The sequence below is a fragment of the Halobellus ruber genome, from assembly GCF_014212355.1.
Taxonomy (GTDB): Archaea; Halobacteriota; Halobacteria; order Halobacteriales; family Haloferacaceae; genus Haloquadratum; species Haloquadratum rubrum.
This window is the reverse complement of the sequence record NZ_JACKXD010000001.1, coordinates 507,774-523,142: the sequence shown is the minus strand read 5'-3', so window position 1 is coordinate 523,142 and position 15,369 is coordinate 507,774. Positions and strand designations below refer to the sequence as shown.

The 15,369-nt window shown below is 64.2% G+C and carries 17 protein-coding genes, 1 tRNA gene and 1 pseudogene; 10 read left to right on the top strand and 9 right to left on the bottom strand.

Annotated features, from left to right (window positions below):
• Positions 1-77: 77 nt before the first annotated feature.
• The 4 genes from H5V44_RS02725 to H5V44_RS02710 form a co-directional block, all read right to left on the bottom strand.
• Positions 78-968 (bottom strand): succinate dehydrogenase/fumarate reductase iron-sulfur subunit, encoded by an 891-nt coding sequence (locus H5V44_RS02725; protein ID WP_185191589.1) that lies wholly within the window; start codon positions 966-968, stop codon positions 78-80.
• A 16-nt stretch (positions 969-984) separates the two neighbouring features.
• Complete coding sequence (locus H5V44_RS02720; protein WP_185191588.1) at positions 985-1,356, bottom strand: succinate dehydrogenase hydrophobic membrane anchor subunit; 372 nt, start codon at positions 1,354-1,356, stop codon at positions 985-987.
• Positions 1,356-1,751 carry a succinate dehydrogenase, cytochrome b556 subunit gene (sdhC, locus tag H5V44_RS02715; protein WP_185191587.1) on the bottom strand — a complete coding sequence of 132 codons (396 nt, stop codon included), beginning with the start codon at positions 1,749-1,751 and terminating at the stop codon, positions 1,356-1,358. Before sdhC ends, H5V44_RS02720 begins: the two co-directional genes overlap by 1 nt.
• An 85-nt stretch (positions 1,752-1,836) precedes the next feature.
• Positions 1,837-2,856, bottom strand: coding sequence for a succinylglutamate desuccinylase/aspartoacylase family protein (locus H5V44_RS02710; RefSeq protein WP_185191586.1), 1,020 nt, complete (start codon positions 2,854-2,856; stop codon positions 1,837-1,839).
• 116 nt (positions 2,857-2,972) lie between these two features.
• Between H5V44_RS02710 and H5V44_RS02705 the strand changes: the two genes are divergently transcribed.
• From H5V44_RS02705 to H5V44_RS17370, 4 genes and pseudogenes are all read left to right on the top strand, one after another.
• Positions 2,973-4,325: a putative ATP-dependent zinc protease gene (locus tag H5V44_RS02705; RefSeq protein ID WP_185191585.1), complete on the top strand. Its 1,353-nt coding sequence runs from the start codon at positions 2,973-2,975 to the stop codon at positions 4,323-4,325.
• A gap of 68 nt (positions 4,326-4,393) precedes the next feature.
• The gene (locus H5V44_RS02700) at positions 4,394-5,500 is read left to right on the top strand and encodes a hypothetical protein (RefSeq protein ID WP_185191584.1); all 1,107 of its coding nucleotides are present in this window, start codon (positions 4,394-4,396) and stop codon (positions 5,498-5,500) included.
• Positions 5,497-6,045 carry a hypothetical protein gene (locus H5V44_RS02695; protein ID WP_185191583.1) on the top strand — a complete coding sequence of 183 codons (549 nt, stop codon included), beginning with the start codon at positions 5,497-5,499 and terminating at the stop codon, positions 6,043-6,045. The genes H5V44_RS02700 and H5V44_RS02695 overlap by 4 nt, the downstream gene beginning before the upstream one ends.
• An 82-nt stretch (positions 6,046-6,127) precedes the next feature.
• Positions 6,128-6,371, top strand: a pseudogene (locus tag H5V44_RS17370) (transcription factor S); the annotation flags it as partial.
• Positions 6,372-6,407: 36 nt separating this feature from the next.
• Here the strand turns inward: H5V44_RS17370 and H5V44_RS02685 are convergent.
• Entirely contained in the window at positions 6,408-6,728 is a 321-nt protein-coding gene (locus H5V44_RS02685; RefSeq protein ID WP_185192010.1) for a transcription factor S, read from the bottom strand.
• Between the two features lie 207 nt (positions 6,729-6,935).
• Between H5V44_RS02685 and H5V44_RS02680 the strand changes: the two genes are divergently transcribed.
• Positions 6,936-7,388: a TRAM domain-containing protein gene (locus H5V44_RS02680; RefSeq protein WP_185191582.1), complete on the top strand. Its 453-nt coding sequence runs from the start codon at positions 6,936-6,938 to the stop codon at positions 7,386-7,388.
• Between the two features lie 282 nt (positions 7,389-7,670).
• On the opposite strand, the gene H5V44_RS18255 is transcribed toward H5V44_RS02680, so the two are convergent.
• The 3 genes from H5V44_RS18255 to H5V44_RS17365 form a co-directional block, all read right to left on the bottom strand.
• Complete coding sequence (locus H5V44_RS18255) at positions 7,671-7,820, bottom strand: DUF7837 family putative zinc-binding protein (protein ID WP_449271810.1); 150 nt, start codon at positions 7,818-7,820, stop codon at positions 7,671-7,673.
• Positions 7,821-8,058: 238 nt separating this feature from the next.
• Positions 8,059-9,237, bottom strand: a complete 1,179-nt coding sequence (locus tag H5V44_RS02675; protein ID WP_246403641.1) for a two-component system sensor histidine kinase NtrB — start codon at positions 9,235-9,237, stop codon at positions 8,059-8,061.
• Positions 9,238-9,241: 4 nt separating this feature from the next.
• A complete protein-coding gene (locus H5V44_RS17365; protein WP_343067671.1) occupies positions 9,242-9,898 on the bottom strand; it encodes a response regulator in 657 nt (218 codons plus the stop codon).
• A gap of 181 nt (positions 9,899-10,079) precedes the next feature.
• Between H5V44_RS17365 and H5V44_RS02670 the strand changes: the two genes are divergently transcribed.
• From H5V44_RS02670 to H5V44_RS02660, 3 genes are all read left to right on the top strand, one after another.
• Positions 10,080-10,295 carry a hypothetical protein gene (locus tag H5V44_RS02670; RefSeq protein ID WP_185191581.1) on the top strand — a complete coding sequence of 72 codons (216 nt, stop codon included), beginning with the start codon at positions 10,080-10,082 and terminating at the stop codon, positions 10,293-10,295.
• Between the two features lie 222 nt (positions 10,296-10,517).
• A tRNA-OTHER gene (locus H5V44_RS02665) sits at positions 10,518-10,653 on the top strand.
• 1,127 nt (positions 10,654-11,780) lie between these two features.
• Positions 11,781-12,215 carry a hypothetical protein gene (locus tag H5V44_RS02660; RefSeq protein WP_185191580.1) on the top strand — a complete coding sequence of 145 codons (435 nt, stop codon included), beginning with the start codon at positions 11,781-11,783 and terminating at the stop codon, positions 12,213-12,215.
• Here the strand turns inward: H5V44_RS02660 and H5V44_RS02655 are convergent.
• Complete coding sequence (locus tag H5V44_RS02655) at positions 12,194-12,877, bottom strand: alpha/beta hydrolase (RefSeq protein WP_185191579.1); 684 nt, start codon at positions 12,875-12,877, stop codon at positions 12,194-12,196. The genes H5V44_RS02660 and H5V44_RS02655 overlap by 22 nt on opposite strands.
• Positions 12,878-12,936: 59 nt before the next feature.
• Here H5V44_RS02655 and H5V44_RS02650 point away from each other — a divergent pair, with 59 nt between their 5' ends.
• Together H5V44_RS02650 and H5V44_RS02645 are read left to right on the top strand one after the other, a co-directional pair.
• Positions 12,937-13,776 (top strand): PspA/IM30 family protein, encoded by an 840-nt coding sequence (locus H5V44_RS02650; protein WP_185191578.1) that lies wholly within the window; start codon positions 12,937-12,939, stop codon positions 13,774-13,776.
• Positions 13,777-13,835: 59 nt separating this feature from the next.
• Positions 13,836-15,368, top strand: coding sequence for a hypothetical protein (locus tag H5V44_RS02645; protein WP_185191577.1), 1,533 nt, complete (start codon positions 13,836-13,838; stop codon positions 15,366-15,368).
• The last annotated feature ends 1 nt before the right edge of the window (position 15,369 follow it).

Below are 15,369 nucleotides of genomic sequence, written 5' to 3'. Positions count from 1 at the left end.
TCGTGTGCCGATGGCACCGTGGGGACTCTAACAGACGAATTCCTATATAAAAGTACTCAGGTTATACCCAATTCTTCTTACCAGAACTTCAGGTTGTTCTTCACGGCCTCGCGTTTGATCTCCTGGATGTGCTCGGTCAGCGGGATGTCCTTCGGGCAGACCTCCGTACACGAGAACTGGGTCTGACACCGCCAGACGCCGTGTTCCTGTTCGAGGATCTTCAGTCGCTGTTGTTTCATCTCCTCGCCCTCGCGTTCGTCCATCGTAAAGCGGTAGGCCTTGTTGATCGCGGCAGGACCGAGGTACTCGTTGTCGCCGGCGGCGATGTTGCACGACGACATACACGCGCCACACCAGATGCACCGCGTCGACATCTTCACCTTCTCGCGGTTCTCCCGCGTCTGGCGCTGCTCTTCGAGTTCGCCGTCGGGGAGGTCGTCGGTCTGGAAGTACGGCTCGATCGCCTCCATCTGGTCGTAGAAGTGCTCCATATCCACCACGAGGTCCTTGACGACCTCGGCGTGGGGGAGCGGTTCGATCCGGACCGGTTCCTCGAGATCCGAGAGTTGGGTCTTACAGCAGAGCCGCTGTTGCCCGTTGACGAACATCGCGTCCGACCCACAGACCGCCTGCCGGCAGGAGTGCCGGAAGGTGAGACTGGAGTCGTAGGTGTCGCGGGCGAACATCAGGGCGTCGAGGACGGTCATCCCCTTCTCGAAGGGGACGTGGAAGTCGTCGAACCGGGGCTCCTTCTTGCCCTCGATCTCGGGGTCGTATCGGAACACCTTCAGGTGGTAGGTGTCGTCGGCGTCGAACGCCTTCTCGGCCTCCTCGGCCTGCCGTTGCCGGTCGGCCTCCGCGGCGCGGTCGCGTTTCTCCGCCAGCCGGCGCTCCTGGGGTGCGGCCGTCGCCCCCGCGTCGGTTTCGGTCGATTCCTCCTCGGTCTGCTCTGGGAGTTGGGTGCTCATAGTGGTTGGTGTCCGATCAGATCGGGACGCCCCCGGCCCACTTGAGCGCGGTTCGGACGCCCTGAACGATCAGGACGGCGCTGGCGACGCCGAGGACCGCCTTCACGGCGGTTTTCTGCGTGCCGGAGATGCCTTGGTTCACGAGGGCGTTGTAGACGCCGTTGACGCCGTGGAACGTCGCGGTCAGGAGGAAAAGGATCATGAGCGAAAAGTAGGTGAGCTCCTGCATCCGCCCCTGCGACATCGCGAACGTCACCTCGTCGGCGTGGTTCACGAAGTGCAGCAGGAAGAAGTGGAAGGCGAGCACGGCCACGAGGAACGCGGCGGTGATGCGCTGCCACAGCCACCGGCGGCCGCCGCGCTCGAAGGACGAGTAGCGTTCGGCCATCAGCCGAACACCCCCGCGAGGAACGTCGGCACGCTCGCGACGACGATCGCCCCGGTCAGGACGAGCGACGCGTAGAAGCTCTTGTCCTGCGACTCCAGCCCGAGGCCGAGGTCGACGAACAGGAGCCGGAGGCCGTTGAGGATGTGAAACACCGCCACGGCCAGCAGGCCGACTTCCAGCAGACGCACGACGAGGAGGCTCTCGAGCGACTGGATCGTCGTCGTGTAGGCCTCGGGGCTCTGCAGCGCCGTCGAGAGGACGGCGATGTGGGTGAACAGATACCCCACCAGCACCCAGCCGGTGAACTTGTGGAAGATCCAGGCCCACATTCCCGCCTTGAACTCCCGCCAGCGGCCGAAGTCCTCGACGAGGCCCCGGTCGTAAGACTGACTCATACTCCGATGATGGTCAGGACGCAACCAGTATAGACCTTACGTGTAGGAGTTGCGACCGGGGGCGTCGGCGTCGTGACCTCGCGACTCACGCCGCGGTGTCGGCGGCCTGTTCGCGCTCGACGACCCGCCGGACCTCGTCGTCGAGTTCGACGAGGTGACACAGCGGGTTCCCGGGGTAGACGACCGGGTTCTCGAGGACGCCGACGAGCAGGCCGGTGAACGGGGCCTCGACCGCGGCGCTGTCGCTTTTGAACGGGTCAGTGAGCGTACAGATCCGATCGCCGGCGTGGACGAGCGATCCCGACTCGTGGTGCATATCCACGATCCCGCCGACGTCCGCACGGATCCAGGTCCGCTCGTCGGTGTCCCGGATGACCGTCCGCCACCCCGGCCACCGGACCACGGGCGTCTCCCGGAGTCCGTACTCCGCGAAGACGCTCTCGACGCCCGCCAGGGCGTCATCGATGAGATCCCGCTGGAACCGGTGGGCCTCGCCCATCTCGACGGTCACGGTCGGGACGCCCGCGCGGGTCGCCTCGGTCCGGAGCAGGCCGTCCCCGCCCTCCCCGTCGATGATGACGTTTGAGCCGAACGCCTGGGCCAGCCGCGCGACCGCGTCGTCGGACATGTCCGCGCGGACGTGGAGCATATTCGTCCGCCCTCGGGTCGAGGTGTGGAAGTCGACGCCGAAGTCACAGGGCTGGATGAAGTTGTCGAAGATCCGGGCGGCCATCCGCTTTGCGCTGGTCGACCCCTCCCGACCGGGGAACGACCGGTTGAGGTCGCGGTCGTAGATCGGGAGGTACCGCTGTTGGGCCAGGAAGCCGGGAACGTTCAGTACCGGCAGACACACGAGCGTGCCCGCCAGATCCGAGAGGTCCCACTCGTGGGCCACCTCCCGGACCACCTCGATCCCGTTGAGCTCGTCGCCGTGGGACGCCGCCGAGAGGAACACCGTCGGCCCCTCGCGGTCGCCGTTGACGACCGTGACCGGAATCCGGATCGGGTCGCCGAGGTAGGTCTCGCTGATCGCATAGCGGAGGTTCCGACGGGTGCCGGGGTCGACCCGGCCGCCGTCGTACTCGAACGCCGCGTCGCTTTGCATACCCGCCACAAACTCCCCTGACGGGATAAACGGTGACGATCCGGAGTTGGTCGGCCGACAGCCGTCCTGGTGGCCGTATCGGCACCTCTTTGACGGCGCGGCGAGACCCGTCGGATATGTCTGCCGACGGCGATTCGGTCCGTGTGGGAGTTCTCTCGCTGCACAACAGTAAGGAGACCAAAGCCATCCTCAACGCGGTCGACGCCCTCGGTCACGAAGGGATCTGGCTGCGCCGGGAGAACACCGCCGTCTCGATCGAGGACGGCGACGTCACCATCGAGCCGGAGGTCGACGTGGTCGCGAACCGGCTGCTGCTGTCGAACTCCGAGGAGCCCGCGGAGCTGCTGGGACTGGCGGCGACGTTCGAGCGCATCCGGCCGATGCTGAACGAGCCCGGGGCGGTACTCGCCGCGACGCACAAGTTCGCGACGGCGGCGACGCTCGCGAACTGGAACATCGCGGTGCCGGACGCCCTGCTGGCGCTGTCCAACGACCGGCTGAACAGCGGCCGCGACCGGTTCGGCGAGGTCGGGGTGTACAAATCCGCGATCGGGACCCACGGCGGCGGGACCTGGAAGGTGGATCTCACCGAGCCGGTGAACCCGCAGGTCGGCAACCGGCAGGCGTTCCTCCAGTCGCTCGTCGAGCGCGACGACGAGAAACACCGCGACCTCCGCGTGTACGTCGTCGGCGGGGAAGTCGTCGGCGCGATGTACCGCTACGCCCCCGAAGGCGATTGGCGGACCAACGTCTCCCTTGGCGGGGAGGTCAGAGACGCCACCGACGGGATGCCGACGGCCGCCAAGGAAACCGCCCTCTACGCCGCCGACGTGGTCGGGTTGGACTACGTCGGCGTCGACCTGATCGAGGGAACCGACGGGTGGTTCGTCCTGGAGACGAACCCGACCGCGGGGTTCCGCGGCCTCCACCGCGCGACCGGCCGGAGCCCGGCGCCGTACATCGCAAAGCTCGCAGTCGAGAGAGCCGGCGGCGAGGTCGACGACGACCGCGTGGCCGAACTGTCCAGCACCCTCGACGACTCCCGGCCGGCTGGAATGCCCCGGATCGAGACGGGCACCACCGGCGAGCGGCCGACGATCGGCTACATCGAGGAGGTGGTCGTCTCGGGGACGAGCGGGTCGACGCAGGCCGCAGCCAAGTCCGACACCGGCGCGACGCGGACCAGTATCGACACGTCGCTCGCGGCCGAGGTCGGCGCGGGGCCGATCAAGAGTATGACCCGGGTGAAGTCCGGCTCCAGGAAGTCCGGGGACGCCCGCCCGGTGGTGGATCTGGTCATCGGGATCGGCGGGACCCAACACACCGTCACCGCGAGCGTCGGGGACCGATCGCACATGGACTATCCGCTGTTGCTCGGTCGCGACATCCTCAAACACTACCAGGTCGACGTGAACCGACGGGCCGACGAGGGAAGCGACGCCGGCGGGGACCCGGAGTACCTGGAGTAAGGTCCGGCTACGGGTCGGGCTCGGACTCCCGGCAATATTTTAACGCCCCGCCGACCTACATCCAACGAATGGGGACAGAACCGGTTGAGGGGCTACCGGAGGACCTGGAAGCCTGGGTGGCGGAGCGAGCGGCCGCAACCGACAGGTCCCGGGCCGAGGTCGTCCGGCGGCTGCTTGCGGCTCACCGGCTGCTCGACGAGAACGCCGAGGGGGTGGAGAACGCCGACCTTTCGGGCCTCGTCGACGGCCAACCGGCTGCGCCGCGCGCCGCAGACGGGATGGAGGACCTCGAAGCCCGCGTCGAGGAACTCGCCGGGCGGGTCGGGGAGTTGGAGGGCGACCTCGACGAAAAGATCACTGACGTGCGCGAGCGCGTGATCCAAGTGAAGCGGGAGGCCGACGCGAAGGCGCCCGCCGAGCACGACCACCCGGCGATCGACCGCCGGATCGACGAGGGGTTCGGGAACTACGAGGAGATCCTGGAGTACCTCACCGAACGGGCGGAGACGCTCGAAGCCGACGCGGCGGATCGGGACGAGAAACTCCGCAGGGTCGCAAACGCGGTCGTCGGTCTCAGGCGGCGGGTGGCGGCGCTCGAAGGCGTGATCGAGGAACGCGAGGGTGTCGCGGAGTTGCGGGAGGCGGCGAACCGACGCGGGATCGCGGAGGCGGCGTGTGAGTCCTGCGGGAACGGGGTCCGGATCGGCCTCCTCGGGGAGCCGGCGTGTCCGCACTGCGGGTCGCCGTTCGAGGACGTCGAGGCCGGCGGGTGGTTCAAATCGAACCTGCTGACGGTCGGGAACCGCCCCGCGCTGGAGTCGGGGCCGACGCCGTCCGACGGCAACTCGGAACGCACCGAACCGTCGGGGTCGCGGGCGAACGGCTCCGGACCGGAGCCGTCGACCGGACCCGTCGGCAGCGAGGCGGCGGCAACGGACACCGGCGAGCGGGACGCGGCGGGCGGACCGGCCGCCGGCGGTAACGACGAGCACCGCGATACTGCCGACGGGTCCGACGCGTGGCCGCGCGATAGCGACCCCGACGCCGGCGGGTCCGCGGGCGACCCCGCTGACGGTGACGGGCCCGGCGATTCCGAGTGGTCGGAGACCATGGAGGACCTGCTCGGGACCGACGAAACCGACGCCGGGACCGACGGGGGCGACGACGACCGATGAGCGACGACGGGTCGGCGACCGACGATCCCGCGCGCCCGACGGCGCACGACGACGAGACGCGGGACGACGACGCGCCGCTCTCGGAGCTTGCAGAGCGGATCAACCGCCAGCGCACGGATCGGTCCGACGACGCGGCGGAGCCGCCCGACTTCGACCCGGACCTGTCCGAGGAGCCGCCGGATCCCGACGACGACCCGTTCGACCGGATGTCGGTCGGGGAGATCGACGAGGAGACCCTGTGGTCGTCGCTCGGCTCCGAGGAGTCAGTGGGCGTCGGCGTCGACGTCGATGCCGACGCCGGAGGTGGCTCCCTCGGCGACGTCGGACCCGCCCCCGAGGTGGAGTCCGTCGGCGACGACGGGTCGGCGGCCCGGGAGCACGTCGTCCCCAAGGACAAGTACTGTCAATCGTGTCCGTATCTGGCGGCGCCGCCCGAACTGCGGTGTACCCACGAGGGGACCGAGATCGTAGAGGTCGTCGGCAGCGAACGGTTCCGGGTGCGGAACTGCCCGATGGTCGAGGGCGGCGTCGAACCGCAGGAGTAGCGGGTACGGCGACTGCGGACGCCGCCGACTGGGGGGTGACAGTCCCGAGAAACACTTGTATCTCCGACGGGGAGTTGGAAGTGTGCAGTTCTGCGACGATTGCGGGACGGTGATGGTCTCCCGCGAGGGAATGATGGGACGACTGCGGCGCGCGCGCCGAACTGGCCGCGGAGTTCGTCTCCACGGAGTCACAGACCGACGACGACGTGATCGAAACCGAGGAGGGCGCGAACTTCGAGGGCAAGCCCACCGCGACCGACGTGACCGGCGAGGAGTGCGGCAACGGCGAGGCGTGGTACACGGTCAAACGGACCGGCTCCGTCGACGCGGTTTTCCAAACGCGAGGACGGATAAACGATACTTTAATTGTAGTCTCGCCACCGATTCCCGCACTCGGTACATTTGAAAAACCGAGTAGGAGGTTCGTCAGCCGAGCCCGTCTGCTTGATCGTGTACCACGCTTCACCGTGCCCGCAATCATCACACGTCACGTCGTCCGCAGTCGGCTTCCCCTCGAAGTTCGCATCCTCAGAAGTTTCAATCAGCTCGTCACCAGCCTGTTCAGTCGTACTGACAAACTCCTCGGCGTCGCCCGCCTGTTCCGCCTCATAACCGCAACTCGAACACACCATCACACCGTCTTCCTTCTTCATCAGAGACCCGCACTCGTCACAGAATTGCATTGTAACCCCTATTTACTCACTTGTAGCACTTAATTCAGTTGTGTTCATACTGTCGGCTATGACTGCGTGACGGATTTCGGCACCCCGGGGTACCGAGAATCTTCACGTAGTTATACCCAACAGTATCACACAGCCCACCCCGTGTGGGCAACGCGAGGAGTATCCAGAACGCCTATGCATCGCTCGTTTCTCTATTGGATTAGGCAGATGAATATCTCTGATGACCTGCTGTGCCTGTACTCGGCTCGCGTGACTGAGCAGGGCGATACGTACACCGTCGAAGTTCCGAAGCAGGAAATCCAGCAAGGGAGCGTTCAAGCTGGAGAGACCTGCCGAGTCGCACTCATCTCGTCTACAGGTGATGAGTCCGCTTCGGAGAGTACTACCCGAAACGAGGAGCTAACAGAGGGCGACTCACGGTCTCGCGGTCGTGATGCTCAATCCGACCCGCCCGTGTCGGAGGGTGAGATGCGCGAGGTCAAAATCGAGAGTTTGGGCGACAAGGGCGACGGGATTACGAAAATCGACGGAGGCTACGTCGTGATTGTCCCCGATACTGAGGTTGGAGAGCGTGTCACTATTCGTCTTGACGACGTGCGGGAAAACGTCGGATTTGCCGAAGTGGTCAAACGCCAGCACGACCCGATTCAAGAACAGTAGCGACCGTAACTACTCCACGGAGAAACCTCGACGGATCGAACGGAGGGTGGGGAAAGCGGGACAGGTGGGGAGGTGGATAGTCCAGTTCGACTACCCACCATTACAGTACTGCCAACATATTGTAACGGTTCGGACCGCTCGAAGATGGATTCGAACGACTCTTGATTTACGTGAGAGAGCCCGTTCAAAACGCTCTTTGCCCCGATATACGCCTCTCCCTGTTGAGTGCGCACCGCTCGGGAACGCCGACGGTAGATGCCTGAACTGACTCAAAATCCACAGTTACTGTGGCTGAACGGGCTCGCCGCACTCGTAGCATTCAGCAAACATCCGCGTTTCGCCGTCGACCTCGTACTCCAGTAGCACAGCTTCTGTCGGAATAACCGCCTCACAGAACGGGCACGCGCCGAGTTCGGACGCCGTGTCTGACATAGGGGGGAGGAACTTGGAACGTGTGACAGGCTTCCAAGTTCCACCTAATGGTTAGCATTCTGCACTTATATCTCTCGGGAAAGCACGGTGAAAGTGATAGACCGGGTGAGGCCACTGATACGGATTATTGTAACGAATTACCGGTCATCGCCGGAGACGGTGTCGCGATGACCGGTAATTGACTACAATAATCCGTATGAGTCGGTAGAATCGCACATCTCACATCGCAGGAGAGACGCTACGACGTTTCAAAATCCACGTTGGTTATCCCGAAACGTGCCCCGCCTTCAGAACCTTCTGTGATGCTGACCTCCCACCCGTGGGCTTCGGCAACGTCCTTCACGATCGAGAGTCCGAATCCAGTACCCTCGTCGGTAGTCGTGTACCCTGCCTCAAACACGTCATCTCGGCTATCCTCAGGTATTCCAGAGCCGTCGTCTTCGACGTAGAATCCATCCTCAAGTTCACCAACTGTGACTGTAACATCCTGACTCGTATGCTCGACTGCATTCCGCATCAGGTTCTCGAAGAGTTGTACAAGCCGACTCGGGTCGGCTCGGACAGTGCGATCGGCTTTCGTCTGGAGCGTTGCGTCGCCGGTCTCAACACGTTGCCAGCAGCTCTTAGATTCCTCAGCGAGACTGACTGACTCCATACCATCGGTGTCGTTACCGACACGGGACAACTGGAGAAGGTCATCGATCAACTCAGACATCCGTACCAGTGACTGCTCGATACGGTCGATTCGGTCGCTATCACACTCCTCACGAAGGAGTTCCACGTTCCCTTCCGCAACGTTGAGTGGATTTCGGAGGTCGTGGCTAACAACGCTCGCAAACGCATCAAGCCGTCTATTTTGTCGCCTCAGTTCCCGTTCCCGCTCTTTTTGTCTGGAAACGTCCCGAAGTATTCCGACAGAACCGTCAAATGCGTCTCCTTCATACGGGAGTGCTGTCATATGGTCTTCACACGGGATTGACTCACCGCTCTGAGACTTGATTTCCGTCTCAAAATACGTACTATCGGGTCCGTCCGATGACAAAATCTGCCTGAGATTGTTCAGTCCCTGTTCCACCGCCTGCTCGTTTTTAATGGTGGACACGCTGTTTCCTAACAACTCCTCCCTCTGGAATCCGAACTTCTCAACAAATGCGTTATTAACGAAATCGAACTGACCCCCCTCGTCGAGGACGTATACGGGGTCTTTCAGCACCTCGATAAGTGCCTGATAACGGTTCAGTTGTTCGTCCTCCTCGGCCTCGGCAGAAACGTCTTGAACGGCACAGATCGTTGTCCTCTGTTCGGTTGCGGACACGACACAGTCCTGAACGAACGTCTCTCCACCAGCACGGAGACCAGTCGTCCGCCCACGCCAGTACCCGACCTCGTCAACAGTCGGCAGAACCTCGCTACGCATATACTCAGCCTCGTTCTCCGGGTATAATTCCGACCAGTTCCGAAGGGCGGCTGCCGTAGGCATCAGCGTATGCTCGGTTGACAGCCGTATGGTGGCCATCCGAGCCAATAATGCCGATTCCTTCACGGGCCGTTTCAATCGCTTCGGCTAGTTGCTGGCGTTGTCGCTCTGCACGTGTCCGTTCAACAGCCGTCTTGACACGCTTGGCAAGGACGCTAAAGTGGTCTGTGCCACTCTCCTTCTGAATATAATCAGTCGCACCAGCCGAAATAGCGTCGCTGGCGGCTTCCTCATACTGTCGGCTATAGTCGCGTGAAGGATTTCGGCACCCCGGGGTGCCGAAAATCTTCACGTAGTTATAGCCAACAGTATCAGACCCCTTGCCCGTATGTAAAATGAACGGAAGCTCAGGATACTCCTCTCGAACCGTTCGGAGGAACTCAAGCCCGTTTTGACGGGGCATATCGTAATCCGAGATGACGCAGTCGAGCGCTGAGTCAGCAAGGCGAGTCAGACCGTCGCTTGCACTGCTTGCGGTCTCGGTCTCAAATCGGTCGTCCTCACGTTCGATAAACGCTGTAGCCATCTCGGCAAAGTCAATATTATCGTCGACGTGGAGGATACGAATAGCGTCGCTCGTCTGCCTCTCTGTGAGGCTCACATCGTACTTGTATGGTTACCGCTGTGATGAAAATGTGGGTAACCAGTATCTCGTTACTACAAGGATGAGAGAAGTACTCTCACAACAGGCAGAAATCGCTCAGCTCAGAGAATACAGCAATTAGGTACGAATCGGCTCGATTAGGGGAAGTATCGATACTTTGAACCTCGTAACCCAGTATATGACACCAATCGTGGACAAACTGACCGAGTTTAGAGGAACACGCCTCGCACAGGGCATCTCCGCCACGATATTCCTCGGATTGGGGTTGTACAATTTATCCTTCGAGTCCGGGGACTTCGCATTCGTGATCGGCGTCCTCTTCTCCGTCTACGGATTGCTCGGAGTGTATAAGTTGCTCGTCGGAGAGAGCATCGCACAGTCCGTTTCGTCTTGAGTTCCTCCCTACTGGACTCGATTACGCGGAATCTGCGGGATCGTTTGACACGGTATATACACACGTCCGCTCTGACAGGCGATCCAAACTCGGCTCTATAAAAGGCTCCGAGGGTGGTTCTGCGATGCCTCTTCGGTCGCATATTCGCCGACCCACCACGTTCCCATAACACGAAGATGATACGGGGGAACTATACTATTAGTATCCATACTATCCCACTATGGGTACGTAGTTCAGTCTGGAAGAACAGCCAGCATCAACGGTGACGACGGTCGGGGAATCCTTCGGGATTCTTCTGTTGATTTGCGTCATCGCCGGAGACGCTGGAAAGCCCTTGGTTCGAGTCCAAGCGTGCCCATACTGCTTCCTTCCAGCAGAACTGTCTCAACCGGCATATCATTCACAAGTGTTGGTACTGTTGGTTAACAGCGTAGTTGATGACGGGAGTGGATTGTTCCTCGATGAGGTTCTCAACGAGGACGCCTCGGAACTACTGGAAGACGCCTCTCGACGTGCTGACGCCGGTGACCGCAGGACCGAGATGCCACGGTGAGGTTCAGCTACAGCGACTGTAGCTCTCAGTTCGGAGCTGACGACTGGCGGTACTCAGGTTTAATCTCAGCATACGTCACACTGGCTCTGCTTTCCGACACGTGCGACTGTTTCTATCGTGGTCACCGAACGACTCCACGTCTTGACCTCCTCCGTGTAAACGCGGAGGAATCCGACCATCGGATTCGGGCGGTCGTCGCCCTTCGGTTCCAACCCGCACTCGGAGGGAACCGGCGACACACCGGGGGAACTCTCGTTTGTCTCCCTCGTAGGGCTGTGGCCCGGCCGATGAGGCCCCGTCGGAATCCGTGTCATGGCCGTGCAAACCACCGCCGGTTCTCCACCCCTTGTGGTTCGGGGACGGCCTCCCACCGATTCCGTAGCATCCGTGAGAACCCGATCCACAGTCATAATAGTGCCGCTCGACCTCCGCCTGAAGACGGAGGTATGCGCTTGCATCTCTATCACCGCAGGAGGGGCATACCCCAGCTATCTTCTGCTGTAGCGTCGATAGTCCAGTCTCCAGTTCACGAGGCTCTGCTCCCATCACGTTGTCGTCCATATACACAGTCGTTCCTTCGTTATAGTAGCGTTTGCAAGTCTTCGCTCACTCGATCGCACGACGGCGTGTCGGATGTGTAACCAGTTGCAAACGCTACTATACTGTCGGCTATAACTACGTGAAGATCTTCCACACCCCCCGGGGTGTCGAAATCCGTCACGCGACTATAGCCGACAGTATATAACCGTGGCGAGTTCGAGGATTGAAAGCGTGATTTCGGGGACAGGAACGTGAACTTGGGCCGTATTGCTACGATTCGTTTAGGGTCGTAATATACGTCAACTGCACCGAGTGCGGCCGCCGCTGGCGCGGGGACAGTTGAGCCACGCCCAGGACACAAACCACTTGTCGCCGTCCGCCGAACCGCCGATGTGTCCCTCCCACAGCGCGCCCACCGCCGGTTCCGTCCGTGGTACCTGCTCGACGCCCTCGCGTTCCTGCTCGGCGCCGTCTCACACCCCACGGTCCGCCCCGGCGCGATCCTCGGGGACGGCCCCGGCTCGCCGGACCCGGTCGCGCTCGTTACCGCAGTAGCGGCCGGACTGTTGGGGGTTGTCGTGGTGCGGTTCACCCTCGGGAACGCGTGGGGCTACGCGGTCGAGTACGTCGACGCGGGCGGCTCGTGGACCGACGGCCCGCTGTGGGCGCCGGCAGCCGCGGGGACGGTGGCCGGGGTGGCGTCCTACGCGGCGACCACGAACCTCGGCGCGGCCGTCTGGACCGGGTTCTGGACCTTCGCGTTCGCCGCGGGCGCCGCCGCCGTCGCGGTCTCGTTCGCGGCCGGCTACCGCGACGCCGCCGAGTGAAGCACCGGCTGCAGAAACTCGCCCACCGCAGCCGCGGACTCGGCCTCGCGCCCGACGAAGAAGTGGTCGGTCGAGAACTCCCGGACGGTCGCGCCGCGCTCCCGGGCGCGGTCGGCGACGGGCCCGACCGTCGTCACGTCGTCGTGTGCGCCGTGGAAGATCCCGACCGGAAGCGACGCCGGGAGTGCCGAAAGATCGGCGACCGTGTCGATGCCGCCGCGGTCGTCGGGGCCGTCCTCCCGGGCTGCGCCGACGCGGGCGGGCGGCGAGAGCGCGGCGACGGCGACGACGTCCGCGCCGTTTGCGGCCGCCGAGATCGCGACCGCCCCGCCGAAGCTGTAGCCGAACAGGGCGACCCGCTCGTACCGCTCTCGGGCCCACTCGACCCCGTGCAGCGCGTCCCGCCGCTCGCTGCGGCCGCCGTCCCAGGGGCCGTAGTCGAACCGGAGGCAGTCGACGCCTCGCTCCCCGAGTTCGTCGCTCAGCGCGCCGAGTCGTCGGTCCCCGCGGCCGCCGCCGTGCTGTGGGTGCGGCGGACACGCGACGACGCAGGCGTCGGCTGCCCCGGAGTCGGGGGGCGCAGCCCCGTCCGCGTCGGCCGCGGCGACGTCCAACGTGCCCCGGGCGTCGCGGCCGCCGGGGAGGAAGATCGGCTCGTCCATCGGAGACGTTCGTGGTTCGGCACGCTGGGTTTTAATTCCGGCGCGCCCCAACCGGAGGTATGGGAATCCTCTCACGCGCCTCCTACGTCGTCCGGTCGAAGCTCAACTCCCTCCTCAACCGTGCGGAGGACCCGACGGAGTCGCTGGACTACTCCTACGAGCAGATGCGCGACGAGCTCCAGGACGTCAAACAGGGGATCGCGGACCTCACGACACAGAAGAAGCGCCTGGAGATCCAAAAGCGGCGGTTAGAGGAGAACGTCGAGAAGCACAACGAACAGGCCCGCGAGGCGGTGCGGCAGGACCGCGACGACCTCGCCAGGCAGGCGCTGGAGAAGAAACAGGCGAAGATGTCCCAGATCGAGGAGCTCGAAGGACAGATCGCCGACCTCCAGTCGACGCAGGACGACCTCGTCGGGAAGAAAAACGAGCTCCAGAGCCGGATCGAGGAGTTCCGGACCAAAAAAGAGACGATGAAGGCGCGGTACGAGGCCGCCGAAGCCTCGACGCGGGTCTCGGAGGCGGTGACCGGCGTCGGCGACGAGATGAGCGACGTCACCCGTTCGATCGAGCGCGCCGAGGAGCGGACCGACGAGATGGAGGCGCGCTCGGAGGCGATGGACGAACTCGTCGACACCGGCGCGTTCGACGACGCCATGTCGGACAAAGACAGCATCGACCGAGAGCTGGAGAGCGGCCGTAGCAGCAAGGAGGTCGACACCGAACTCGAGACGCTCAAATCCGAAATGGGCGGGTCCGGAAGCACGAGCGGCGGGACGGAGTCGGCGGCCAGCGAGGACACCGAGTCCGAGGCCGAGGAAGCCGAGGCACCCGATGTCGACGTCTCGGACGCCGAAGTGGAGGCGGAGTTAGAGGAGCTGAAGGACGACGAGAACTGAGCCCGGACGACCGCATCGCAGCCGACAGTATCACTACCCGTCGGCTGGAACGGTGGGCAATGAGTGATACGACCGACGCGGTCCGCGAGGCGCTCGACCCGGACCGCCGTGCGTCCTTCCAGCGCCGCGTCGAACGGGAGGCGACGGCGCTGCGCGAGGACATCGACGCCGGCGTCTTCGACGCGACCGACTTCGCGGTCGGGATCGAACTCGAGGGGTACGTCGTCGACGGCCAGGGGCGGCTTGCGTCCGCCCCCGATGACCTGTTCGGGATCGACGGGTGTAGCCGCGAACTCGGCGTCCACAACGCCGAACTCCACACCGACCCCGACGTCGTCTCCGACGCCGGCCTCCGGCGGCAACTCGACGGGCTTCGATCGACGTACCGGGCCGTCCGGAGCCGTCTCGCGGAGGACGACCGCCGGCTCGTGCTCGATGCGATCTGGACGGTGCCGCCCGCCGAGGGGACCCGGGCGTACATCGAGGCCCGAACCCGGACCGACGGGCTCGCGCGTCCGGCGAATATGCGCCCCGTCCCGCGGTACGTCGCCCTCGATGAGGAGATCAGGGCCCGGAACGGCGGGTCGCTCGATCTCGACGTCTACGGCTTCGAGACGGCCGAGTCGATGCTCGCCGAGTCGCTCGCGACGTCGATACAGCCACACCTCCAGGTGCCCGACCCGACCGACATCCCGACGTACCTGAACGTCGCCACGCGGACGATGGGGCCGATCCTGTCGCTGACCGCCAACTCGCCGTTCCTGCCGGCTGATCTCTACGATGACTCCGACCCCGACGCGGCTCTCGACCGGACGCCCCACGAACTCCGGATCCCGCTGTTCGAGCGGTCGGTCGACGAAGGCTCCCGCAAGTGTCGGGTGCCCGGGGACGTGCCGGATCTGCCTACCCTGATCGACCGGATCGTGACCGACCCGACGCTGGTCGCACCGCCCGACGTTGACGAGGGCGACGGTGACGGAGATCCGAGCGAGCGATACCCCGCGCTCGGGGCCAAGCGCGGCACCTACTGGCGGTGGGTCCGGCCGGTGTTCGGCGGCGACGTGCCCCGCGGCGCCGACGGCGGCCGGGTGGCAGACGACGGGGGGTCGGTCCGGATCGAGTACCGCCCGCTGCCGACCCAGCCCACGCTCAGGGACACCGTCGGCGTCCAGGCGCTGGTCACCGGGGCGTTACGCGGCGTCGTCGCGGCCGACCACCCGCTCGCGACGTTGCCGTGGGACGACGCCCGGGCGTCGTTCTACGCCGCGGTCGACGACGGCCCCGGCGCCGACCTCCGGTGGGTCGCGCGGTCGGGCGACCGGACGACCGCGACGGCCCGGATCTACGACGAACTGTTCGCCCTGGCCCGTCGTGGCCTCGACGAACTCGGGGTCGGCTCGGAGACGATCGAGTGGGCGCTGGCGCCGATCGAGGCCCGGCGGGAGGCCGACCACACCGCGCCGAGCGCGTGGAAACGGACGCAGGTGCGGGACGCGCTCGACGCGGGGGCGTCGCTCCGGGAGGCGATCGAGGGGATGCAGGCGGCGTACGTCGAGCGATCGGGGCACGGGACGCCGTTCGCGCAGTGGTAAC

Coding starts and splice junctions, on each gene's coding strand:
- H5V44_RS02725 (WP_185191589.1), bottom strand. CDS start 968: ATGAGCACCCAACTCCCAGAGCAGACCGAGGAGGAATCGACCGAAACC.
- H5V44_RS02720 (WP_185191588.1), bottom strand. CDS start 1,356: ATGGCCGAACGCTACTCGTCCTTCGAGCGCGGCGGCCGCCGGTGGCTG.
- sdhC (WP_185191587.1), bottom strand. CDS start 1,751: ATGAGTCAGTCTTACGACCGGGGCCTCGTCGAGGACTTCGGCCGCTGG.
- H5V44_RS02710 (WP_185191586.1), bottom strand. CDS start 2,856: ATGCAAAGCGACGCGGCGTTCGAGTACGACGGCGGCCGGGTCGACCCC.
- H5V44_RS02705 (WP_185191585.1), top strand. CDS start 2,973: ATGTCTGCCGACGGCGATTCGGTCCGTGTGGGAGTTCTCTCGCTGCAC.
- H5V44_RS02700 (WP_185191584.1), top strand. CDS start 4,394: ATGGGGACAGAACCGGTTGAGGGGCTACCGGAGGACCTGGAAGCCTGG.
- H5V44_RS02695 (WP_185191583.1), top strand. CDS start 5,497: ATGAGCGACGACGGGTCGGCGACCGACGATCCCGCGCGCCCGACGGCG.
- H5V44_RS02685 (WP_185192010.1), bottom strand. CDS start 6,728: ATGCAATTCTGTGACGAGTGCGGGTCTCTGATGAAGAAGGAAGACGGT.
- H5V44_RS02680 (WP_185191582.1), top strand. CDS start 6,936: ATGAATATCTCTGATGACCTGCTGTGCCTGTACTCGGCTCGCGTGACT.
- H5V44_RS18255 (WP_449271810.1), bottom strand. CDS start 7,820: ATGTCAGACACGGCGTCCGAACTCGGCGCGTGCCCGTTCTGTGAGGCG.
- H5V44_RS02675 (WP_246403641.1), bottom strand. CDS start 9,237: ATGCGTAGCGAGGTTCTGCCGACTGTTGACGAGGTCGGGTACTGGCGT.
- H5V44_RS02670 (WP_185191581.1), top strand. CDS start 10,080: ATGACACCAATCGTGGACAAACTGACCGAGTTTAGAGGAACACGCCTC.
- H5V44_RS02655 (WP_185191579.1), bottom strand. CDS start 12,877: ATGGACGAGCCGATCTTCCTCCCCGGCGGCCGCGACGCCCGGGGCACG.
- H5V44_RS02650 (WP_185191578.1), top strand. CDS start 12,937: ATGGGAATCCTCTCACGCGCCTCCTACGTCGTCCGGTCGAAGCTCAAC.
- H5V44_RS02645 (WP_185191577.1), top strand. CDS start 13,836: ATGAGTGATACGACCGACGCGGTCCGCGAGGCGCTCGACCCGGACCGC.